We start from the raw sequence: 19066 nt of genomic DNA, 5'->3' as shown, positions 1-19066 counted from the left end.
TTCAGGAGACTTATATAATTCAATGAATACAAAACGATTAGTTCTCTCAATTATTATTGCGGCAGTCACAATGGTGACTCTTCAATATTGTGGCAGCTCTGGCGTCGTGAAGAAGAAAGCACCCGTCTATAAACAGGGGAAACAACTGTATGACCAGGCTAAATATGAACAAGCTGTGAAGCAGCTAGAACCAAAGCTGGAGCAGCACCCGGACAACGCAATGCTCAGGTATTATCTTGGGTTGGCATATCTCCAGCAGGATAAGCTGGAAAAGGCTATGTCGGTTTATGAACAGGCCGCTAATATTGCTGAAAATTCCAGAATGGATTCAGTGTATTCCGCGATAATGGCCCAGCAGGCGGAGGAATATCGAAAAGCAGAGAAGTATGAGGCCGTCCCTGCCTGGGCGGATTCGGCCATTACGCTGGATAGCAAAAACAAGTTGGCGTACTATGAGAAATATATGGCTAAGGGCCTTAATCTCTACCACCAGGGGAGTAAATGGGAGCTTTGGGATGCAATCGTAGCCTTTGGAAATGCCACAGCCGCACTTCCTGAACGTCCAATGCCGTATTATTATGCCGCCAAATCATATAGTAAAAAGGACGATAAGGACTTCGAAAATATTTTAGGTCAGTATGAGAAAGCTCTGGAGCGGGATCCTCCACCCGATATTGAACAGGAGATAAACAAGGCGATTGAAGACCTGAAACGACGCAAAAAGCTCTACGAAGATTTTTGGGGAAATTAAAGGTCACCTGCGTTTGGAAGTCAATTTGAATTATCGAATAAGTGCTATATATAACAGGTAGTTAATGGATATCGTCTATAGAAAAAACACCGGAGAAATTGTTTGACTCTTATACGGTGCAAACCTATTTTTTTTAATCGAAAATTTTATTAATAACGAGATGTAAGGACTGTGTAAAACATGGCAGATACTTCAGATTTTCGTAACGGAATGATCATCCGGTTTAAGGATGACTTGTATAAAATTGTCGACTTTCTTCACGTAAAGCCGGGCAAAGGTAGTGCCTTTGTCCGGACGACATTAAAAAATATTTTTACCGGACAGCAGATCGAAAACACATTTCGGGCCGGAGAGAAGGTTGAGGAAGTCCGGGTTATTGCAAAACAGATGCAATATCTGTATAATGAGAACAATCTCTACTATTTTATGGATAACGACACCTATGAGCAGATACCTGTGCCGGAAGATATTTTGGGGAAAAACCTCCAGTATCTTAAAGAGAACCAACAGGTAAAGATTCTGTTCAATGACGAAAAGCCAATCGATTCTGAAATGCCAATACACGTGGAGCTCGAAGTAACCGACACCGATCCCGGAATACGCGGGGATACGGCTACGGGCGGTTCCAAGCCTGCCACTGTGGAGACCGGTTACACCGTTCAAGTCCCTCTGTTTATCGATGAAGGGGATATTCTGAAAATCGATACACGTTCCGGCGAATATGTTGAACGGGTTAATACATAGCCAACAAAGGAGCGCATGTGAAAACCCAGGAAATCCGTGAGCTGATAAAGGTTGTCGAACAGAGCGATATCGACGAACTCGAAGTGTCCCGATGGGGGCATCGCATTAGGATTACGAAAAATAAAAATCATGTTGCCGACTCACAGCCTCAACAGATAACAATTCCTGCGCAGCCGTCAGCCAATACCCAATCGGCGCCGGCCAGTCAGCCTGAGCCAAAAGTAGAGGAGCCGGCCGAAACACCGGAGGAAGCGTCACCGGCGGACTCAGGGCCAACCGATAACTTTGAAGAAGTCAAATCTCCGATCGTTGGGACGTTCTATCGGTCTCCCAGTCCGGAATCCGATCCATTTGTCGGTGTTGGAGACACGGTTAAGCCGGGACAGACACTCTGCATCGTGGAAGCCATGAAGATTATGAACGAGATAGAGTGCGAGACCAGCGGTGTGGTGAAAGAAATCGTGGCTGAGGACTCGCAGCCCGTTGAGTATAATCAAACTCTGTTCCTCATCGAACCCAAATAACTACGAGCATCCCACTACTGCATGTTTAATAAAATTTTGATTGCAAACCGGGGAGAAATTGCTCTCCGAATAATCCGCGCCTGCCATGAACTTGACATTAAGACTGTGGCGGTCTATTCCGAAATTGACGAACTCTCCCTCCATGTCCGTTTTGCCGATGAGGCCATTTGTATTGGCCCCCCACCTGGAAATCAAAGTTATATGAATATACCCCAGTTGATAAGTGCGGCAGAGGTAACCAACGCCGACGCAATTCATCCGGGATACGGCTTTCTTGCCGAAAACAGTCGATTTGCCGAGGTCTGCGCGGATCACGATATTGTTTTCATTGGCCCTTCGGCCGAGGTTATGGCCAAGATGGGCGATAAATCCGTTGCCAAAGAAACCATGACCAGGGCAAACGTACCTGTCGTGCCTGGGAGTGAGGGTAAAGTTCCCAACGTTAAAGAAGCCAAAGGAATTGCGGCGGAAATCGGGTTGCCGGTGATTATTAAAGCCGCGGCAGGTGGTGGTGGACGCGGAATGCGCGTCGTGAAAAATATGGAGGACCTGGAGAATTTTTTCGGCATGGCCAGGGCAGAGTCCCAGGCGGCATTCGACAGCCCGGATCTGTATATCGAAAAATTTATAGAACAGCCACGTCATGTAGAGGTTCAGCTCCTGGGTGATTCTCATGGAGAAATCGTTGCACTTGGAGAACGCGAGTGTTCCATTCAGCGCCGCCATCAGAAATTGATCGAGGAATCTCCCTCACCGGCCGTGGATGAAGCACTCAGAGCAAAGATGTGTGATGCCGCAGTCCGTGGAGCCAGGGAAGTGGGATACGAAAGTGCCGGGACCATCGAATTCCTGCTGGATGCCCAGAAGAATTTTTACTTTATGGAAATGAATACCCGGATCCAGGTGGAACATCCCGTTACGGAGATGGTCGTTGGTATTGACCTTATCAAAGAGCAGATTCGCGTGGCGGCCGGCGGAAAAATTGATCCGTGGCTGAAGGATTTCAAACTGCGGGGGCATTCTATTGAATGCCGAATTAACGCAGAGGATCCGGAACACGGATTTCGGCCCTCACCAGGGAATATTACGAGCTTTCATATGCCTGGCGGCATGGGGATGCGGGTGGATACTCACGCCTATTCCGGCTACACTATTCCACCTACATACGACTCCATGATCGGAAAAATTATCTCTTTCGGCAGGGACAGGGACGAAGCCATTGACCGGATGCAGCGCGGCCTGGAAGAAACGGTCATCGAAGGAATAAAAACCACTATCCCATTTCAACAACAAGTCCTGGCCGACGAGCGGTTTATGAGCGGGAATTTCGATACAAAATTTCTGGAAGACTTCACATTCGAGCCGGAATAGGTATACGGCCCGGGTTGTGAAATAACTGAAGAAAGGGCTGAGACTATGAATTATCCTGAAAAGTATTATTACACAGAGGAACATGAGTGGGCAGATTACGATGAAGCTGACTCGATCGTCACCATCGGGATCACCGAATTTGCTCAGTCAGAACTCGGCGATATTGTCTTTCTTGAATTACCGGATACCGGAGAAGAAGTGGACGCGGGAGATGCTATCGGTACTATTGAAGCGGTGAAGACCGTTGCCGACCTCTATTCACCGGTTTCGGGGATAGTCGTCGAGGTAAATACTGCGCTGGAGGATTCTCCTGAATTAATCAACGAAGATCCGTTCAATGAAGGCTGGATCCTCAAGGTTCAGATTACAGACTCGGATGAACTGACTGAGCTACTCTCACTTGAAGATTACAAAGGCTTGGTTGATTAGCGGTGACTAAACCGGCAATGAACAGGAATTATATCGGGAATACTCCAGCTGAGCAGCAGGAAATGCTGGAAGCTATTGGGGTCGACTCCTTTGAAGAACTTCTGGACTCAATACCGGAACAACTCCGTGTGAACGGTTTGCTGGAGTTACCGGGTCCGATCTCTGAAATCGAGATGCGGGCACTTGCCGCTACCCTCAATAACAAAAACAGGTCTGCCGCGGATACCACTTCCTTTCTTGGTGGCGGTGCGTATGATCACTACATTCCAACTATCGTGGATTTTTTGATCAACCGCTCAGAATTTTATACTGCCTATACACCGTACCAGCCAGAGGTTAGCCAGGGAACACTCCAGGCCATGTATGAGTATCAATCGATGGTCTGCGAACTAACGGGGATGGATGTATCCAATGCTTCCCTTTATGATGGTGGTTCCGGGCTCGGAGAGGCGGCACTGATGTCAGTCCGGGTCTCCCGGCAGGACACTGTTTTAATCGCCGAAACGGTGAACCCGCACTATCGCGAGATCGTAGAAACCTACTGCTCCGGACAGGATATTACAGTTAACACAATTCCAATGAGCGATGGCATTACAGATTCTGATGCATTGAATGACATGCTTTCCAAAGATGTAGGAGGCATCATCGTTCAATCGCCAAACTATTTCGGTTGCCTGGAGCCGCTGCAGGAATATCGAAATTCCATAGATGCAAAGGCGTCGAAGGCACTCTTTACAGTGAGTACGAATTTAATCTCGCTGGGAATTTTGGAGCCGCCTTCCACGGCAGACGCCGATATCGTGGTTGCCGAAGGACAGAGTTTGGGTAATCATCAGAGCTTTGGTGGACCGTATCTTGGCGTATTTGCACTGAAGGAGAAACTTGTCCGGAAGATGCCGGGACGTTTGATTGGGGCGACCGTCGATCAGGACGGAGAGCGAGGTTTTGTCCTGGTACTCAAGACCCGTGAACAGGATATCCGCCGGGAACGCGCCACGTCAAATATTTGCACGAATCAGGGATTGAATGCTCTAGCTGCCACAGTTTACCTGAGTGCTCTTGGAAAAGAAGGTATTCGACGGGTGTCAAATCTGAATACTCAGAAAGCACACTATCTGGCTGATTTGCTCGACGACATCAATGGAATCGAGCTGCTTTACGCCCAGCCGTTTTATAATGAGTTTGCAATTCAATTGCCTGTACCAGCCAGCGCGGTAATCAACGATATGCTGAAGGAGGATGTCTTCGCAGGCATAGACTTGGGGCAAAAATATTCCGGGATGCAGAACAGCCTTCTAATCGCGGTCACCGAAAAGCGGACCAAAGCCGAACTTGATAAATATGCCGAGTCCCTGGCTAGGACACTGGAAAAAGCGCAAAATTTGGCAAACGTCTGATACGGGAGAGTTTCCGTGCCATCAGTTTATGACCATTTACTTTCTATTGTGACGAAACGCGGTGCCGGATACTTTGTTCTTATTGATCCTGATGCGAAGCCCAGCGATGAATTAGGCGAATTTACCCGGCAAATTTCCGAATCCGGTGCAGATGCAATTCTTGTGGGCGGCAGTCTGTTGATCCATGCCCAGTATGATGAAAAGATCAAAATCATTACCGAACATGCTTCGCTCCCGGTTATTCTGTTTCCCGGCTCTTTGAAACAGCTCAGTAAGCACGCAGATGCGTTGTTATATCTTTCGCTCATCAGTGGTCGCAATCCAAACTACCTAATTAATGATCAGGTGCTGGCAGCACCGACCATCAAACAACTTGGCCTTGAGCCGATCTCCACCGGGTATATGCTGATGGAATCCGGCCGCACTACCACTGCACAGTTCATGAGCAATACGCAACCAATTCCCACAGATAAACCGGATATCGCTGTCGCCCACTCCCTGGCAGCCCAATACCTGGGGATGAAAATGGTCTATCTGGAAGCGGGCAGCGGTGCGAAAAACCCGGTCCCGGTGGAAGTGATTGAGGGGGTCAGCTCCTACGCTGATATCGATATCATTGTTGGCGGGGGACTCCGGAAGCCGGAAGACGCGCGAACCAGGGTGGAGGCCGGAGCATCGTTTATTGTGACCGGGAATGTGCTGGAGAAGGACGGGAACGAGCACCTGATGACTGAATTTGCGGACGCGGTTCACATCCGGGGATAAGGTATAAGGTATAGGGAAGGCTTCCGCTTAAAGTCCGCGAAGCGGGTTTAAGCGGGGAGAATGCAAAATGCAGAAGGGAGAAGGGCGAAGAACAAGGACATTTCAGATACAACTCATCCCTCTTGTTCTCCCTCTCTTCCAATAGAGGGAGAGATTCGGTATCGAAGATTTGGAAACACTTTATTACTTGAACACTGCAATTACACAATACGCAGTACGCAATACTGGGTTAACAATTCTCACGGCGTAGAAAAGCGATAAGATTCAGAAAATATCTGATGGATAAAATGAAAAATACATGGCAGACTAAATTTGTCCGTGGGCAGCTGGAAGCCAGTGCCGACATTAAAAAGAAGGTGCTGGAGTCCTGTAAGGATGATATCCTATCCGCCGCTAAGTTAATCATAAAATCGGTGAACAACGGCGGCAAACTTTTGACCTGCGGCAACGGGGGGAGTGCCGCCGATGCCCAGCACATTGCCACGGAACTGGTCGTCCGGATGGAGAAAGAGCGTCCCGGCATCAAAGCGCTGGCACTCACCACGGATACATCGTTACTTACCGCGATGTCCAACGATTACTCGTTTACGCCAGTGTTTGCACGTCAGGTAGAGACCCTGGGTGATGCCGGGGATGTTTTACTGGCCATCAGCACAAGCGGGAGCTCGAAAAATATAATAGAGGCAGCGAAATCTGCGCGGTCGAAGGGATTGAAGGTACTCGTCCTCACCGGGAAGACCGGTGGCGATCTGAAATCTCTGGGAGACGAAGTGATTTTAGTGCCTTCTGACGATACGCAACGCATCCAGGAGGCCCATATTACCGTAGGCCATATTATTTGCGGGCTCGTTGAACGTACACTGTTTCCCGACCATTTTGAATAGTCAGCCACAACGGATTTATCCTGCCTGGCAACAGCACCTCAGTGAATTCCTGACCTCTCTGCGCATTGAGCGGAATCTTTCCGAAAACACTATTGAGTCGTATACGCACGATCTGAAGCGATATCTCGCCTTTCTCAGCGACCTGGATATTAAAGATCCCAGCGAAGTGAGTAAAGAGCAACTCGCCTGGTTTGCCAAAGAACTGCAGTCATTTGACCTCGCTCCATCTACTATCAGCCGGAACTACTCGGCCGTTCGGATGTTTCACCGGTTTCTGGCGGGCGAAGATATCGTCGATACCGATCCAACTGCCATCCTGGAAACGCCGAAAACTCCGCAAAAATTACCGGATGTCCTTGATTATGAGGAAATCCGGAGTATCCTGGAATCCATTACCCCGGAAGACGCCTATACACTCAGAGATCGGGCGATGTTTGAACTCTTGTATGCCTGCGGATTGCGGGTATCCGAGCTGATTGGACTAATACAAAAGGAGATTTACGAGGATCAGCAAATTGTACGTATCATCGGAAAAGGGGAGAAGGAGCGCATTGTACCGGTAGGAAAAATGGCACTCTATTGGGTAAACCGCTATCAGCATGATGCCCGCCCGGGCTTTGCTGTTGCCGGCCGGACAAAGGATATCGTTTTCCTGAATAATCGCGGTCGCGGATTATCCCGGATGGGGGTCTGGAAGAAGCTGCAGAAGTATGTCGAGGAAGCGGGAATCGATAAAAAAGTGTCGCCACACACGTTTCGCCACTCCTTTGCAACACATCTGCTTGAAGGCGGCGCGGATCTCAGGGCTGTGCAGGAAATGCTCGGACACACAGATATTGCCACAACACAAATTTACACACATCTCGACCGGAGTTATCTCCGGGAAGTCCACCGGACATTTCATCCCCGTTGGTCAAAATAGGCAATATCCTCAACGTCTCATTAAAACCGTGCGGTTTGTAGTCTCAGATCTGCCTGTTATATTCTGAACTTCATGACGAGAATACTGTACAAAAACCGAATTTGGATTAAGGAACCGCAATGAATATCGGACAAATGCTCGTACTCGCGCCGCCAATACTATTTGCGCTGGCGTTTCACGAATATAGCCACGGCTGGGTGGCCAATCGACTGGGCGATCCTACGGCCAAAAATGCCGGCCGTCTCACACTGAATCCAATTTCTCACCTGGATCCCATTGGAACGATCATGCTGTTTATCGTACACTTCGGCTGGGCGAAACCGGTCCCGGTAAATCCCATCAACCTGGAGAATCCAAAGAGGGATATGCTCTGGGTTTCGCTGGCAGGCCCCGGCTCCAATATGTTGCTGGCTCTGGGCTTCGGACTACTTGTGCGAATGTTTGGAATGCCGCAGATGGCCGTCTCCGGCTCCTCCGGTGCGATGGAGCTCTTCCAGGTGATGTTGGTCTACGGGGTGATTATCAACCTGGCATTGGCCGTATTTAACATGCTGCCGATTCCGCCGCTGGACGGATCGAAGATTATGCATGCATTTGTACCGGACGAGTATGAGCGGGAATACCAGATGTTCCAGCAATACGGACCGATGATTCTCATCGGATTGGTTATGTTCGGGATGTTTGGGAATTTTTCCATCTTTGGAATAGTACTCCGTCCGTTTATCAGCGTATTCAGTCAACTTTTTGCCGGGATTGACTTAAGCGCAGGATTTTAACCATGTTATTCAGTAAGAAAAAGGTCAGTAAAGAATTTGACATCTCACGCGGCGAAAACGATAAAGAGTCCTCGGAAGAAGAGAGCCGTGAGGAACGACGGGAACGGCTGAAATTCCGGAGTGTCCGGGTGCGCAGGAAAACCGGGGAAAAATCTCTGCTCTGGCTGTTACTGTTACTGGGGTTGGTTGGTGGGTTGTTCTGGTATCTTGCACAACTGTAATTGCCGGATTCCGGATTAGCCGAATCAGGACAATTTCCCATCATTTTAATTGACATTTCGTAGCGTCGATTGTATCATTTATTAAGATATTGAGGTCTGATTATGACAGTGATTTTCTCCAAAAAATGCGAATACGGACTCCAGGGAACGCTGTATCTGGCGGCCAATACGGATAAGGGGCCGATCTCCTCGGACGAAATTGCTGAAGTCCTCCAAATCCCCAAAGAATTTGTCTCGAAGATTCTCCAGAGCCTGACCAAACATGACATTATCGGTTCAAAGAAGGGAAAAGCCGGCGGCTTCTTCCTGAAAAAGCCGGCCAATGAGGTTAAGTTGATAGATATCGTCACGGCGATAGACGGCACCGATATCTTTGAGAGCTGCGTGCTGGGATTCCCGCAATGCTCACCGGATCATCCGTGTCCCGTACACGACCGATGGGGAACGCTGCGGGACGAGGCCTTCACAATGCTGAGCTCCGAAACGCTCGATCAATTAACGGAAAAAACACTCTCAAAGATTAAAAGCCTGTAAATTTTTTTAGATATAAATAGGATAAATATGTCTGAAATTAAAGAGCCCAAAGTACAAAAATCCCGGGGCAGTCGGGTGAAAAAGAAGAGAAAGGTTATTCGGAATACCGAAAAACCGGTTCAGAAATACCGTCTCTGGGTGCAGAGCGCCTTTGCGTTGCTGTCAATTGCCATCGGTGTCCGGTTTTACTTTTTTATTCGATATCTGGAAACGGATGGCACAACAGCCTTTGTGAGCAGGCCACCGGGCGTTGACGGTTATCTTCCCATCAGCTCCATGATGAGCGCGTACCTTTTCCTCAAAGAAGGGATTATCCACAACGCGCATCCGGCGGGACTCTTTATCTTCCTGGGTATTGTGTTAATGTCGCTCATCATTGGAAAGGCGTTCTGTAGTTGGATGTGTCCCATCGGATTTCTCTCCGAGTATCTTGGCAAATTCGGGGAAAAAATGTTTGGCAAAATCAAACTCCCCAGGTGGATCGATTATCCCCTCCGGAGCCTGAAATATCTGCTACTGGGATTTTTCGTCTACTCCATCTTTTTCCTGATGACTGATGCGGCACTCAAGGCGTTTCTGGATAGTCCGTACAATCAGGTGGCAGATATCAAAATGTTCTACTTCTTTGCGGATATATCCAAAACCGCGCTCATTGTTATTACAGTACTCTTTCTGGGATCAATATTCGTACGAAATTTTTGGTGCCGGTATCTCTGCCCCTACGGCGCTCTGTTGGGTATCACCGGATTGCTGAGTCCAAACAAAATCCAGCGCAATGTGGATACGTGCATTGACTGTGCAAAGTGCGCGAAGGCCTGCCCGTCATTCATCAATGTGGATAAGGTCAAAACCGTCTGGTCGGATGAGTGCTCCAGCTGTTTGAGCTGCGTGGACGCCTGTCCTGTGGCTGATACCCTGGACGTGAAATCGCTGATAAACAAGCGGAAGCTACCAAAGAAGAAAATAGCCGTTGCCATTGTGGCGGTGTTCATGGCGGTTACCGGTCTTGGCATGATCACCGGGCACTGGCAGAACGATATCTCCAAAGAAGAGTATCTTTACCATTACGAGCACATGGAAAGCTACGGACATCCCACAAGCACAAATGACGTGCAAAAGTTTAATCGCCAGGCGGAAGGACAATAACTACAGAGTTCCCAAAGGGAGTCTATCGGGACACTTAGAAACCCGTATAGTGTTACCGTGTTAATGGGATAAAGATTTGAGTAGCTGTATTTGTTATCCTTCGCCTTGGAATGAGATTCCAAGGCTCCGAACAGTCAGCCTCGCAATCTCATTGCGAGGTAAAATATTTCAATTTCTCTATTAAACACTTTAGTTTTTACCAAGTCGATTTCCACTGTAGCAATACTCCCTAACTTTGTACATTATTTTTACAAGCCTTGAATCCTAGCCAGGGAGGTCGGTATGAACAAAGTTGAGTACGAAGGTGTAACCATTGAACTCACCCGCGGCGACATCGCCAACCAGCCGGATTGTGATGCAGTAGTCAATGCTGCGAATGCACAGTTGCGGATAGGCGGCGGCGTTGCCGGAGCCATTCACCGGGCTGCCGGGCCGGGGCTGGAAGAGGAAACGCGTCCGCTGGCACCCATCAATCCGGGAGAGGCCGTGATTACCGGCGGGCACGATCTGCCGAACCCACATGTCATTCATTGCCTTGGCCCGGTGTATGGGCGGGATAAACCGGAAGATAAGCTCCTGGCGGATTGCTACCGAAATGCGCTGCAACAAGCGGAAGAGAACGAACTCGCCTCCATCGGATTTCCCGCGATCTCCACCGGCGCATTCGGATATCCCATGGAGGATGCGGCTGAAGTTGCGCTCACCACAATCAAATCGGAAATCCCATCTCTGGAATCGGTAAAAATAATCAGGTTTGTCCTGTGGGGAGAAGAGTCCATGGGCATACACTCAGCAATGCTGGAGGAGAAATTCGGATAACCCCTGTTATATGGAACCATGCTGAATTTTTTAGACAAATTTTTTCTGGTGTTCCACACAGGCTTGACGCTTTTTAACCTGCTGGGATGGCTTTGGCGCAAAACCCGTTTGGCGAATCTGATTACGCTCTCGTTGACAGCATTCTCCTGGGGGATACTCGGCATTTGGTATGGATTCGGATATTGCCCGTGCACCGACTGGCACTGGCAGGTGCTCTGGAAACTGGGTGAGCGGGATCTGCCTCGCTCGTATATCGTATATCTCTTAGAAAAATTTACGGGATTTGAGCCGGCAACATCGGTGGTAAATATCTGGGTAGTTGCACTCTTTATGGTTGCACTAATAATGTCGATAATCTTGAATTACCGGGATTATCGAATGCGAATATCGGAGGACATAAATGAATAAAATACGGACTACTCTAATTCCAATGATTCTGGTCGCAGTCATGCTTGTCGGCACTGGAATGCCTTCGCTATCACTGGCGCAACAAGCCGAACAGACATCACCAGACAACGATTATCTGGAGATGGCGGTGCTGTACCATCAGGTTTCATCGGAGTACAGGGCGCTCTGCTATCAGGCCTATAATGTTGCGAAAAATCGATTGGAAGAGATGCTGCACGGTGAGTCCCATCCGGAGTCGCTGGCGGTAGTGGTAGACATTGATGAGACGGTGCTGGATAACAGTCCGTACGAGGCCGATCTCGTTTTAGAGAATTACGATTATCCCAAGAACTGGACGGAATGGATTGAACTCTCCGCAGCTCACCCGATCCCGGGAGCGCTGGAATTTCTGCAATTCGCCGACTCGGTAGGTGTCAGAATCTTTTACGTCTCAAACCGGAGAGCAACAACGCTCATTCCAACCATGGAAAACCTGGAGGTCATGGACTTCCCCCAGGTGAAGGAAAAACACATGTACCTCCGTACGGATGAATCCAGCAAAGAGTCTCGACGAAACAAGATCCGGGAAAATCATCGGATTGCCCTCCTCATCGGTGACAATCTGAACGATTTCTCCGACGTATTCGGGAATCGCTCCAATCAGGACAGAAATCTCGCCGCCGATCTCCTGCGAAAAAAGTTCGGGAAGAAGTTCATCGTTTTACCCAATCCCATGTACGGCGAATGGGAGGGAGCGATTTATGATTACGACTGGTCACTTTCCGATGAAGAGAAGGCGAACGCACGGGAGAAAGCACTCAAAGGTTTTACTGATTAGATGAGAGTTATGATGAACATCTACGCTTCTGTCAGTGACCGCTGACAGCGTCGCCGACAGTTATCTATATACACAGTCTCAATTTAATAGACTCCAGTAAACAGTCACCGATTCCGCCTGGGCGGGAATCGGTGACGGAAGTAAGACTTTGATGGCACCCCCGGCTTTACACACGTGGTTTTCTGGATGGCGGGATAAATTGTGTACCCCTTGGAATGAGATTCCAAGGCTAATAACACAAGCCTCGCAATCTCATTGCGAGGCGCGTTCATATAAACTTATGCGTTTACACAATCAAAGCAAGGATCGCAAACGCATCAATCACCAACAGCATCGGCGTAACTTCTTCTGTCTTCCCCTGTGCCAGTTTGATAACCGTCCAGCTTAAGAACCCCCAGATGATGCCCTGGGTGATCGAGTACGTTAACGGGATCAGCACCAGTGCCAGGAAGGCAGGGATTGCGTCGTCGAACTGCTGCCAGTTGATCTGTCGCACCGGCCGGATCATAAAGACGCCAACCAGTACCAGCGCCGGGGCCGTCGCAATGTCCGGAACGATGGAGAGTAGCGGTGAGAAGAACATAAACGGCAGAAAAAGCAATCCGGCAACTACGGCAGTCAATCCACTGCGGCCGCCTTCTTCGATTCCGGTTGCAGATTCGATGTAGGCGGTGCCTGAACTGGTTCCGAAGAGACCGGAAATGGTGGTGGCGAAACCGTCGGTGACCAGGGATTCCTTCACGTTTCGGGGTTCGCCGTTTTCGTCCAGTAATTTCGCCGCTTCCGCCACGCCGATGAATGTCGAGAGACTGTCAAACATATCGGTGAAGAGGAAAGCAAAGACTACCGGCCAGAGCGCCAATTTCAGCGATTCAATGAAATCCATGGCGAAAAAGAGGCTGAAGTCCGGCATGGCAAACAGACCCTTCCAGGTCACTAGCGTCGGCACACCGTAATTCACAGCCGAGGCATCCCCATATATTCTTCCAATGGGAATAGCAATTAGTGTTGTAATGGTAATACCAAGAATGATCGCCGCTTTTACCCTTCGGACGATGAGCACTGCCGTAACCAGGAGTCCGATGATGAAGGTGATAGTAATGGCGTTCAGCGGTCCCATACCGACCACCGTAGATTCATTGGCGGTAACGAATCCGGCGTTGATAAATCCGATGAGGGTAATGAACAGTCCAATACCGGCTGCCACGCCGTAGCGAATCTGCTTCGGAATGGCTTTGACGATATACGTCCGCACGTTGAAAATAGACAGCAGGAGAAAGATGATACCCGACCAGAAGACGGCGCCCAAAGCCGTTTCCCACGGGACGTCCATCCCAATGACTACCGAATAGGTGAAGTACGCATTGAGTCCCATACCCGGAGCGATGACAATGGGATTCTTCGCGTAAATCCCCATCATGATACTGGCAAAGGCGCTCACCAGCACCGTCGCGGTCAGCACACCGTTAAACGGCATCCCGGTGTCGCTGATAATGCTAGGATTCACCACGATGATGTACATCGTCGCCAGAAAGGTGGTAATCCCTGCGATTACCTCCGTCCGGACGTTCGTATTATTCTCTTTAAGTCTGAAATATTTATCCATTGGACTTCCTTTTCATAGTATGTTTATTATCAAATGGATCTGTTCGAGCCCATTCGAGTTTTCGGCAACAAAGGCCGTATTGGATTCAAAGTTACATATTCACAGCTGGGAGATTCGGTTACGGAACAGCGAGTCTGCTTCCAATCTGTGTAGATCCTTTGTTCCAGCGTACTTCTACGTGCTATTCAGTTAAAACTGCCACTTCATCCCGAGCGTCGGCATCAGTTCCAAATCATCGGTGGCCGGCAGGAAATTCTTGCTGATTTCCAGTTCGGTTCCCAGTGAAAGATGATCGCCAAAGTTATACCAGAGCTGAGGTTCAGTCAACAGGACGAATTCCTTCCCGTCCTCCACAAAATCGTCCTGGGTCCAGATATCCAAAAATCCGGCAAAGGAGATCTTACCATCCAGAAACGGATGGAACCAGACCGCTGTCAGCTGAACATCCGGTGCGTCAGAATTATAGGCATGTCGGTAGAGCAAGTCTGTGTTGATTGTAAAATTGCCAATCGAGACCGGATAACTCCCACCTGCCAGCCAGATAGGCCCCAGGGGGAATCCGCCGACCAGGCCGTCGTTGTATTGCAGGGTTGCCGAGAGACCTTCAACCCAGGGAAGGTTGATATAGCGGGCGATTTCCAGGTAGGAAAGGGAAGCGCTTTTAAATCCATCGTGGCGATTATTGTAGTCCATATCCACGAACCAGAAGGTGGCGCCGTATTCGTCCAGTTTGAACATTTCAAACGTCGTAGTCACATAATCCCGATCTTCACCGAAATCGTAGTGAAACTGGAAATTTTGTGCGGAGAGCTGTGCGCTGAATCCAAGTGCAAGAATCAAGATGAAGAGCTTTCGCATGGTTCTTCCTTTCCTTGGGTTAATCGTTTTGTTGGGGGAGTATCACGTTGAGCATTACACCGAAGACACCTGCCAGACCAATCCCGGAAATACTGAAATCGCCAAAGCCAAAGGCTAGGTCACCGATTCCGGTCACCAGGATTACTGCTATTATTACAAGATTTCGTGATTTGCTCAGGTCAACTTTATTTCGAAAGAGTGTCTGCATGCCGATGACGGCGATCATACCAAAGAGAAGCACCATGATTCCGCCCATCACCGGGACAGGGGTAGTCTTCAGTACTGCGCCGAGCTTTCCAAAGAAGGCGAGGAGAATCGCGGCTATTGCGGCAATCCGCATGAGAACCGGGCGAAATGTCTTGAGCAGGGCGACTGCGCCGGTCACTTCCGAGTAGGTCGTGTTCGGCGGGCCGCCTAGCAGCGCGCCAATGGTGGTTGCCAATCCGTCGCCGGTCAGCGTCCGATGCAATCCGGGATCCTCCAGGTAATCATCTTTGGTTACAGCCGAAATTGCCAGGATGTCGCCGACATGTTCAATCGCCGGTGCGATCGCTACCGGCAGGATAAACAGAATAGCTCTGAGATCGAAGACGGGAAAAGCGTATGATCCATCCGCAATGGCGCCTTTCCAGGGCAAGGAAAACCACTGGGATTCGTGAATTGGAGTATAATCAACGACCCCGAATAGCATGGAAATAATATACCCGACAATAATTCCAATGAGAATCGGGATATATCCAAGCATGCCTTTACCTTTGAGCACGACGACAATAGTTGCTGTGAGCGTAATCAGAGCAATGAGAACAGCGAGGTAGTCGATTTCAGATCCGCTGCCAAAATTTCGGGTCATATCAATGGCAGTTGGTGCAAGCGACAAGCCAATGACCATAATGACCGGGCCGGTGACCACCGGTGGCAGGTATCGCTCAATAACCTGGACTCCTCTGAGTTTAACGAGCCCACCGAGAAGGAGATAGAGCAGACCAGCTGTGGCGAGTCCGCCGAGTGTCGCGGCTACACCGTAGGTTTCGATCCCAATCTGAATTGGGGCAATGAATGCAAACGAGCTGGCAAGAAATACCGGAACCCGTGCTTTGGTAACTAACTGAAAAATGAGAGTGCCGACACCGGCACTCAAGAGTGCGATAGACGGGTCGAGGCCCGTCAGAAGCGGAACAAGTACCAATGCTCCGAAAGCTACAAATAACAGCTGAACGCCAACGATGATATCTCTGAATTTACCTGTTCCGGCTTCCACGTGTGCCAATCCTCCTTTTGTGATTTTAAGAAGTGATGTCCTGGAGTAATAAATTATAAAAAATTAGTATAACGAGAACTTGGATGTAAGGAAAAATTTCGATTTACCTTACGAATTTGAATTGTCAGGTATCAGAAAGAGCAGGTTTTTACGACATCCTGAAACGAGAAAACAATCAGAAGCAACATCAATGGTTGGAAACGACCTGATTCCTGTATTAAATTTCGTCTCTTTAGTAAAAGAATACGTGCCTTAAGCACACGAATGTTCTAACTATCCAAACCGGAGGCGACGCTGTGGCATCAGCAGATAATAAGGTGATTCGACGCGGACCATACCCCGAATTGTCCGTACCCGCTGTGTTAGTTGGATATGTCCTTGGCGCATTGATTGCGTTGAGCATTGGTTATGCCAGTCTGATATTAGGTTTTTCCATCGAAGGGAGTGAACTGGCGGCCATCCTGGGATTTGGCATACTCAGAGGCGTCATGCGCCGGAACAGCATCGTGGAAAATAATATCAACCAGACTATCGCCAGCGGCGTGAACGGTGCATCGGCCGGGATGATGTTCTCGGTACCAGCGCTGTTTATCCTGGGGTATACCGATTTTAATCCGTACCTGCTGGTGCTGGCGTGTATCGCCGGCGGATTCCTCGGAATCGCTTTTATTATCCCGCTCCGTAAGCAAATGATCGACTACAACAGGCTAGCCTATCCTGGCGGCATCGCCGTGGCGGCCATCCTGAAGTCGCCGGGCGCCGGTGTGAAAAAGGCGATGCTGCTTATCGGCGGAGCTGTGTTAAGTGGAGTGGTGCACTTCATAAGCAATTACACCGGCGTAGGAAATCTGCCACTGGGGGACTGGCTCGGCATGCCGGAGTACATGAATGGCGTCTGGTACATTTCACTGCTGACGGTGGGCGTAGGATTCCTCGCCGGAAAGGGCGGCGTCTATTTCATCATTGGAGGATACGTCTGTTATTGGGTTTTATCGCCGCTGCTTTCAGTCCAGGGAATGCTCCCTGATGCTGCGACACTCTCGGCTGCCGGAGAAAGCATGCCGGTCTATCTCAGAGAAATGCTGTTCAAACCGGTGGGTATCGGGATGCTTATCGGCGGGGCGCTTGCGGGGATTATTCTCGCATTTCCATTAATTGTCAGCGCAATCAAGAGTATGCAGTCCGCCTCCAAAATGAAGGGCGGACTTTCCGCCGATGAACTGCCGATTAAACTCCTGTATGTCGGCATTATCGGCGCATTCGTTGTCCTTTTCATCATTGCAAGGGTTTCCACGGAGCACATGGGTTGGATTCGCGGTGGTATCATGGCGTTGCTGGGCACGATCTGGATCTGGATGGCCGGGGTAATTCTCGCGGAGTGTATCGGCCGTACCAATTGGTCACCGCTCAGTGGCATGACTCTCATTGGAATCACCATACTGATATTTATCGCCAGCGGGATGGGCGACCGTGAGACGGTGATCGCCTCTATGATGGTCGGGGCAGCCATGTGTGTCGCCATGGCGCAGGCCACCGACATGATGATGGACCTCAAGACTGGCTACCTTGTGGGCGCGACTCCAAAAATGCAGCAGATCGGGCAGTACTTGGGCATCTGGCTGGGGCCGATCCTTATCATGGGATTGATTTTCGTCCTCCACCGCGCCTACGGTATGGGGTCGGAACGGCTGCCGGCGCCGCAGGGACAGGCACTCGCCAGCATGATTAGCGGGATTCTCGGAGGTGATGTACCGGTACAGAAATACGTCGCCGGCGCCGGACTCGGAGCAATTCTCAGTGCCAGCGGTATCGGCGGACTCGGTATCCTGGTGGGACTCGGATTTTACCTGCCGTTCAACATCGTTCTGACATATACTATAGGTACCGTACTCAGATTGGTCGTCGATTGGAAAAAGGGGCATAAGTATAGCCACGACGTTGGGATTCCAGTGGCAGCCGGACTTATCGTCGGTGAGGCGCTGGTCGGAGTTGGGTTTGCTCTCTACTATGTAATAACCGGCGCGGTGGGAGGTTGACATGAAACGAATCGGACTAATATTGATCGCTGTAAGCTTTTTAATCGGGGCATATATCACCGTTCTGCATGAATGGACAATCAACTGGACACTATTTATTCCTGTATTAATTCTTGGACTGATTGGCGTCGGGCTTGTCCAGGTAGGCCAGCGGAAAGCAGCGCAGCACGAAGATACCATCGCTGAAAATATTAAAATTTTGGAGGAGAGCCTGTCCAACATCGTACGGGATGCCAAAGATCTGAATGCCCGGAAATCGGAGATTGATGTCTACGATTTACACGAGTTCATTGATGATACCTTCATAAACGATCTCAACAAATTCGTCGATGCCAGGGAAAGTATCGGGCACGCGTATTCTCTGCAGGACTACGCGGATATCATGAGTCACTATGCAGCCGGAGAGCGTTACCTGAACCGGGTCTGGTCGACCTCGGTGGACGGATATATTGACGAGGCACATACCTATCTTGGCAAAGCCGAACACCAATTCACGCAAGCCCTGGAGCGGTTGACCGCGCTGGGAAATACCCCGAATAATTGAACACGGATTGACGCTCCGGTGGGGATCCTTCCGGAGAGAAAAAAAATAGAATAGATAGGGATTACCAGTAAGCCTTTCAATGAGATTGAAAGGCTATTCAGACTAGCCTTGGAATCTCATTCCAAGGCGGAGCGCTTTGTCTTTTAATCCCGTTAATAAGGTGGGAAATCATTCCTTAAAAAAATCAGTTGAAATAAGACCAAACAGGTCGTATAATTTTCACCTCATGGGATGTACCAACCCACATATCGACTGA

At 49.4% G+C, this 19066-nt stretch carries 21 protein-coding genes; 18 read left to right on the top strand and 3 right to left on the bottom strand.

The annotated features are described in order from the left end of the window. Nucleotides 1-22 precede the first annotated feature (22 nt). The 16 genes from K9N57_03395 (at nt 23) to K9N57_03320 (ending at nt 12508) form a co-directional block, all read left to right on the top strand. The gene (locus tag K9N57_03395; GenBank protein ID MCF7803214.1) at nt 23-751 is read left to right on the top strand and encodes a tetratricopeptide repeat protein; all 729 of its coding nucleotides are present in this window, start codon (nt 23-25) and stop codon (nt 749-751) included. A gap of 180 nt (nt 752-931) precedes the next feature. Then, nucleotides 932-1495 (top strand): elongation factor P, encoded by a 564-nt coding sequence (gene efp / locus K9N57_03390; protein ID MCF7803213.1) that lies wholly within the window; start codon nt 932-934, stop codon nt 1493-1495. A 17-nt stretch (nt 1496-1512) separates the two neighbouring features. Then, a complete protein-coding gene (gene accB, locus K9N57_03385; GenBank protein ID MCF7803212.1) occupies nt 1513-2019 on the top strand; it encodes an acetyl-CoA carboxylase biotin carboxyl carrier protein in 507 nt (168 codons plus the stop codon). 21 nt (nt 2020-2040) lie between these two features. Then, nucleotides 2041-3390, top strand: coding sequence for an acetyl-CoA carboxylase biotin carboxylase subunit (accC, locus tag K9N57_03380; GenBank protein MCF7803211.1), 1350 nt, complete (start codon nt 2041-2043; stop codon nt 3388-3390). 45 nt (nt 3391-3435) lie between these two features. Beyond that, complete coding sequence (gcvH, locus tag K9N57_03375) at nt 3436-3819, top strand: glycine cleavage system protein GcvH (protein MCF7803210.1); 384 nt, start codon at nt 3436-3438, stop codon at nt 3817-3819. Nucleotides 3820-3836: 17 nt separating this feature from the next. Continuing rightward, on the top strand, nt 3837-5216 hold the full coding sequence (gene gcvPA, locus K9N57_03370; protein MCF7803209.1) for an aminomethyl-transferring glycine dehydrogenase subunit GcvPA: 1380 nt from the start codon (nt 3837-3839) through the stop codon (nt 5214-5216). A 15-nt stretch (nt 5217-5231) separates the two neighbouring features. Next, nucleotides 5232-5981: a geranylgeranylglyceryl/heptaprenylglyceryl phosphate synthase gene (locus K9N57_03365; protein ID MCF7803208.1), complete on the top strand. Its 750-nt coding sequence runs from the start codon at nt 5232-5234 to the stop codon at nt 5979-5981. 287 nt (nt 5982-6268) lie between these two features. After that, a complete protein-coding gene (locus tag K9N57_03360; GenBank protein MCF7803207.1) occupies nt 6269-6865 on the top strand; it encodes a D-sedoheptulose 7-phosphate isomerase in 597 nt (198 codons plus the stop codon). Beyond that, entirely contained in the window at nt 6831-7787 is a 957-nt protein-coding gene (gene xerD / locus K9N57_03355) for a site-specific tyrosine recombinase XerD (protein ID MCF7803206.1), read from the top strand. Before K9N57_03360 ends, xerD begins: the two co-directional genes overlap by 35 nt. 119 nt (nt 7788-7906) lie before the next feature. Further along, nucleotides 7907-8563 (top strand): site-2 protease family protein, encoded by a 657-nt coding sequence (locus K9N57_03350; GenBank protein MCF7803205.1) that lies wholly within the window; start codon nt 7907-7909, stop codon nt 8561-8563. A gap of 2 nt (nt 8564-8565) precedes the next feature. Continuing rightward, a complete protein-coding gene (locus tag K9N57_03345) occupies nt 8566-8784 on the top strand; it encodes a hypothetical protein (GenBank protein MCF7803204.1) in 219 nt (72 codons plus the stop codon). Nucleotides 8785-8886: 102 nt separating this feature from the next. Beyond that, on the top strand, nt 8887-9318 hold the full coding sequence (locus K9N57_03340) for an Rrf2 family transcriptional regulator (protein ID MCF7803203.1): 432 nt from the start codon (nt 8887-8889) through the stop codon (nt 9316-9318). A 75-nt stretch (nt 9319-9393) separates the two neighbouring features. Next, nucleotides 9394-10464 carry a 4Fe-4S binding protein gene (locus tag K9N57_03335; protein MCF7803202.1) on the top strand — a complete coding sequence of 357 codons (1071 nt, stop codon included), beginning with the start codon at nt 9394-9396 and terminating at the stop codon, nt 10462-10464. A 282-nt stretch (nt 10465-10746) separates the two neighbouring features. After that, entirely contained in the window at nt 10747-11283 is a 537-nt protein-coding gene (locus K9N57_03330; GenBank protein ID MCF7803201.1) for a macro domain-containing protein, read from the top strand. An 18-nt stretch (nt 11284-11301) separates the two neighbouring features. Beyond that, entirely contained in the window at nt 11302-11691 is a 390-nt protein-coding gene (locus tag K9N57_03325; protein ID MCF7803200.1) for a DUF2784 domain-containing protein, read from the top strand. Continuing rightward, nucleotides 11684-12508, top strand: coding sequence for a 5'-nucleotidase, lipoprotein e(P4) family (locus K9N57_03320; GenBank protein MCF7803199.1), 825 nt, complete (start codon nt 11684-11686; stop codon nt 12506-12508). The genes K9N57_03325 and K9N57_03320 overlap by 8 nt, the downstream gene beginning before the upstream one ends. A gap of 286 nt (nt 12509-12794) precedes the next feature. Here K9N57_03320 and K9N57_03315 read toward each other — a convergent pair whose 3' ends face one another. From K9N57_03315 to K9N57_03305, 3 genes are all read right to left on the bottom strand, one after another. Continuing rightward, nucleotides 12795-14114, bottom strand: a complete 1320-nt coding sequence (locus K9N57_03315; protein MCF7803198.1) for an NCS2 family permease — start codon at nt 14112-14114, stop codon at nt 12795-12797. Between the two features lie 189 nt (nt 14115-14303). Further along, nucleotides 14304-14972 carry a DUF5020 family protein gene (locus K9N57_03310; GenBank protein MCF7803197.1) on the bottom strand — a complete coding sequence of 223 codons (669 nt, stop codon included), beginning with the start codon at nt 14970-14972 and terminating at the stop codon, nt 14304-14306. A gap of 19 nt (nt 14973-14991) precedes the next feature. Next, nucleotides 14992-16239 carry a uracil-xanthine permease family protein gene (locus tag K9N57_03305; protein ID MCF7803196.1) on the bottom strand — a complete coding sequence of 416 codons (1248 nt, stop codon included), beginning with the start codon at nt 16237-16239 and terminating at the stop codon, nt 14992-14994. A gap of 266 nt (nt 16240-16505) precedes the next feature. Here K9N57_03305 and K9N57_03300 point away from each other — a divergent pair, with 266 nt between their 5' ends. Further along, on the top strand, nt 16506-18266 hold the full coding sequence (locus tag K9N57_03300; protein MCF7803195.1) for an OPT/YSL family transporter: 1761 nt from the start codon (nt 16506-16508) through the stop codon (nt 18264-18266). Between the two features lies 1 nt (nt 18267). Next, nucleotides 18268-18810, top strand: a complete 543-nt coding sequence (locus K9N57_03295) for a hypothetical protein (GenBank protein ID MCF7803194.1) — start codon at nt 18268-18270, stop codon at nt 18808-18810. The last annotated feature ends 256 nt before the right edge of the window (nt 18811-19066 follow it).

The organism is Candidatus Neomarinimicrobiota bacterium, assembly GCA_021734025.1.
In the GTDB taxonomy this organism is placed as follows: domain Bacteria; phylum Fidelibacterota; class JAANXI01; order JAANXI01; family JAANXI01; genus JAANXI01.
Note: the sequence above shows the minus strand (reverse complement) of the source record. Positions and strands in the feature narration are given on the sequence as shown.

Excerpts from the sequence above, each read along its gene's own strand:
- K9N57_03395 (MCF7803214.1), top strand. The coding sequence starts at position 23 with ATGAATACAAAACGATTAGTTCTCTCAATTATTATTGCGGCAGTCACA.
- efp (MCF7803213.1), top strand. The coding sequence starts at position 932 with ATGGCAGATACTTCAGATTTTCGTAACGGAATGATCATCCGGTTTAAG.
- accC (MCF7803211.1), top strand. The coding sequence starts at position 2,041 with ATGTTTAATAAAATTTTGATTGCAAACCGGGGAGAAATTGCTCTCCGA.
- gcvH (MCF7803210.1), top strand. The coding sequence starts at position 3,436 with ATGAATTATCCTGAAAAGTATTATTACACAGAGGAACATGAGTGGGCA.
- gcvPA (MCF7803209.1), top strand. The coding sequence starts at position 3,837 with ATGAACAGGAATTATATCGGGAATACTCCAGCTGAGCAGCAGGAAATG.
- K9N57_03360 (MCF7803207.1), top strand. The coding sequence starts at position 6,269 with ATGAAAAATACATGGCAGACTAAATTTGTCCGTGGGCAGCTGGAAGCC.
- K9N57_03350 (MCF7803205.1), top strand. The coding sequence starts at position 7,907 with ATGAATATCGGACAAATGCTCGTACTCGCGCCGCCAATACTATTTGCG.
- K9N57_03345 (MCF7803204.1), top strand. The coding sequence starts at position 8,566 with ATGTTATTCAGTAAGAAAAAGGTCAGTAAAGAATTTGACATCTCACGC.
- K9N57_03340 (MCF7803203.1), top strand. The coding sequence starts at position 8,887 with ATGACAGTGATTTTCTCCAAAAAATGCGAATACGGACTCCAGGGAACG.
- K9N57_03330 (MCF7803201.1), top strand. The coding sequence starts at position 10,747 with ATGAACAAAGTTGAGTACGAAGGTGTAACCATTGAACTCACCCGCGGC.
- K9N57_03325 (MCF7803200.1), top strand. The coding sequence starts at position 11,302 with ATGCTGAATTTTTTAGACAAATTTTTTCTGGTGTTCCACACAGGCTTG.
- K9N57_03320 (MCF7803199.1), top strand. The coding sequence starts at position 11,684 with ATGAATAAAATACGGACTACTCTAATTCCAATGATTCTGGTCGCAGTC.
- K9N57_03315 (MCF7803198.1), bottom strand. The coding sequence starts at position 14,114 with ATGGATAAATATTTCAGACTTAAAGAGAATAATACGAACGTCCGGACG.
- K9N57_03310 (MCF7803197.1), bottom strand. The coding sequence starts at position 14,972 with ATGCGAAAGCTCTTCATCTTGATTCTTGCACTTGGATTCAGCGCACAG.
- K9N57_03295 (MCF7803194.1), top strand. The coding sequence starts at position 18,268 with ATGAAACGAATCGGACTAATATTGATCGCTGTAAGCTTTTTAATCGGG.